This window comes from Pseudomonas sp. A39, assembly GCF_058145955.1.
The window spans coordinates 118,968-121,237 of record NZ_JBYVMD010000016.1 but is presented as its reverse complement, the minus strand read 5'-3'; the positions used below and the strand labels follow the sequence as shown (position 1 = coordinate 121,237).

The following is a 2,270-nucleotide window of genomic DNA, read 5'->3' as shown; positions in this document are numbered from 1 at the left end:
ACACCAGCGCAGCTTATTAAGGCAAGGGACTAGACCATGCATTTCACCATTCAACGCGAAGCCCTGTTGAAACCCCTGCAACTGGTCGCAGGCGTCGTCGAGCGCCGACAGACCTTGCCGGTGCTCTCCAACGTATTGCTGGTGGTCGAAGGCCAGCAATTGTCCCTGACCGGTACCGACCTGGAAGTCGAGCTGGTTGGTCGTGTGCAGCTGGAAGAGCCCGCCGAACCTGGCGAGATCACCGTGCCGGCGCGCAAGCTGATGGACATCTGCAAAAGCCTGCCGAACGACGCGCTGATCGACATCAAGGTTGATGAAGCGAAGTTGGTCGTCAAAGCCGGTCGCAGCCGCTTCACCCTGTCCACCTTGCCGGCCAATGATTTCCCGACGGTGGAAGAAGGTCCTGGTTCGCTGACCTGCAGCCTGGAACAAAGCAAACTGCGTCGTTTGATTGAGCGCACCAGTTTCGCCATGGCCCAGCAGGACGTGCGTTACTACCTCAACGGCATGCTCTTGGAAGTGTCGGAAGGCATTATCCGCGCCGTGGCTACCGACGGTCACCGTCTGGCGATGTGCTCGATGCGTGCTGATATCGGCCAGCCAGACCGTCACCAGGTGATCGTGCCACGCAAGGGTATCCTTGAGCTGGCGCGTCTGCTCACTGAGCCGGAAGGCAATGTCAGCATCGTGTTGGGCCAGCACCACATTCGCGCTACCACTGGCGAGTTCACCTTCACTTCCAAACTGGTCGACGGCAAGTTCCCGGATTACGAGCGCGTGCTGCCTAAAGGCGGTGACAAGCTGGTACTCGGTGATCGCCAGGCCTTGCGCGAGGCGTTCAGCCGTACCGCGATTCTGTCCAACGAAAAATACCGTGGTATCCGTCTGCAACTGGCCAACGGTCAGTTGAAGATTCAGGCGAACAACCCGGAGCAGGAAGAAGCGGAAGAAGAAGTGGGCGTCGACTACAACGGCGGTTCACTCGAGATTGGCTTCAACGTGAGCTACCTGCTGGACGTACTGGGTGTGATGACCACCGAACAGGTTCGCCTGATTCTGTCGGACTCCAACAGCAGCGCCTTGGTACAGGAATCCGACAACGACGACTCGGCTTACGTTGTCATGCCGATGCGCCTGTAACCATGCTCAGCAGAAGCTAGATGTCCCTCAGTCGCGTCTCGGTCACCGCGGTGCGCAATCTGCACCCGGTGACCTTCTCCCCCTCCCCCCGCATCAATATCCTCCACGGCGCCAACGGCAGTGGCAAAACCAGCGTGCTGGAAGCCATTCATCTGTTGGGACTTGCCCGTTCCTTTCGCAGCGCTCGCCTGTTGCCGGTCATCCAGTACGAGCAATTGGCGTGCACGGTTTTTGGCCAAGTTGAGCTGGCTGAGGGTGGGCACAGTAGCCTGGGGATATCCCGTGATCGCGGCGGAGAGTTTCAAATTCGCATTGATGGGCAAAATGCTCGCAGTGCTGCACAGCTGGCGGAAATCCTGCCGCTGCAATTGATCAACCCTGACAGTTTCCGTCTGTTGGAAGGTGCGCCAAAAATCCGCAGGCAATTCCTCGATTGGGGAGTGTTCCACGTGGAACCACGCTTTATGGCCACCTGGCAGCGCTTGCAGAAGGCCCTGCGGCAGCGGAACTCATGGCTGCGGCATGGTACACTTGACGCCGCTTCGCAAGCGGCCTGGGACCGGGAACTGTGCCTGGCCAGCGACGAAATAGATGAATACCGCCGTGCCTATATCAAAGCCTTGAAACCAGTCTTTGAGCAGACCTTGAGTGAGTTGCTGGATCTCGAGGGGCTGACACTGAGCTACTACCGTGGTTGGGACAAAGAGCGCGAGCTGAGTGCAGTGCTCGCCACGTCCTTGCAGCGGGATCAGCAAATTGGCCATACCCAGGCCGGACCCCAGCGGGCTGATTTGCGTCTTAGATTAGGCGCACACAATGCTGCGGACATCTTGTCCCGTGGCCAGCAGAAGTTGGTGGTGTGTGCACTGCGTATCGCACAGGGTCATCTGGTTAGCCAGGCCCGACGCGGACAGTGTATTTATCTGGTGGATGACTTGCCGTCTGAACTGGACGAGCAGCACCGCCGCGCGTTATGCCGCTTGTTGGAAGAATTACGCTGCCAGGTGTTTATCACCTGTGTAGACCACGAATTATTGAGGGAAGGCTGGCAGACGGAAACGCCAGTCGCTTTGTTCCACGTGGAACAAGGCCGTATCACCCAGACCCACGACCATCGGGAGTGAAGGCAT

The 2,270-nt window shown here is 58.3% G+C and carries 2 protein-coding genes; both read left to right on the top strand.

The annotated features are described in order from the left end of the window. Positions 1-36: 36 nt before the first annotated feature. The gene (gene dnaN, locus AC3ZU9_RS15045) at positions 37-1,140 is read left to right on the top strand and encodes a DNA polymerase III subunit beta (RefSeq protein WP_010207719.1); all 1,104 of its coding nucleotides are present in this window, start codon (positions 37-39) and stop codon (positions 1,138-1,140) included. Between the two features lie 20 nt (positions 1,141-1,160). Next, positions 1,161-2,264 carry a DNA replication/repair protein RecF gene (recF, locus tag AC3ZU9_RS15040; RefSeq protein ID WP_012721452.1) on the top strand — a complete coding sequence of 368 codons (1,104 nt, stop codon included), beginning with the start codon at positions 1,161-1,163 and terminating at the stop codon, positions 2,262-2,264. The last annotated feature ends 6 nt before the right edge of the window (positions 2,265-2,270 follow it).

What these genes read in the sequence shown, in the direction of transcription:
- dnaN (WP_010207719.1), top strand. Translation starts at nt 37, where the DNA reads ATGCATTTCACCATTCAACGCGAAGCCCTGTTGAAACCCCTGCAACTG.
- recF (WP_012721452.1), top strand. Translation starts at nt 1,161, where the DNA reads ATGTCCCTCAGTCGCGTCTCGGTCACCGCGGTGCGCAATCTGCACCCG.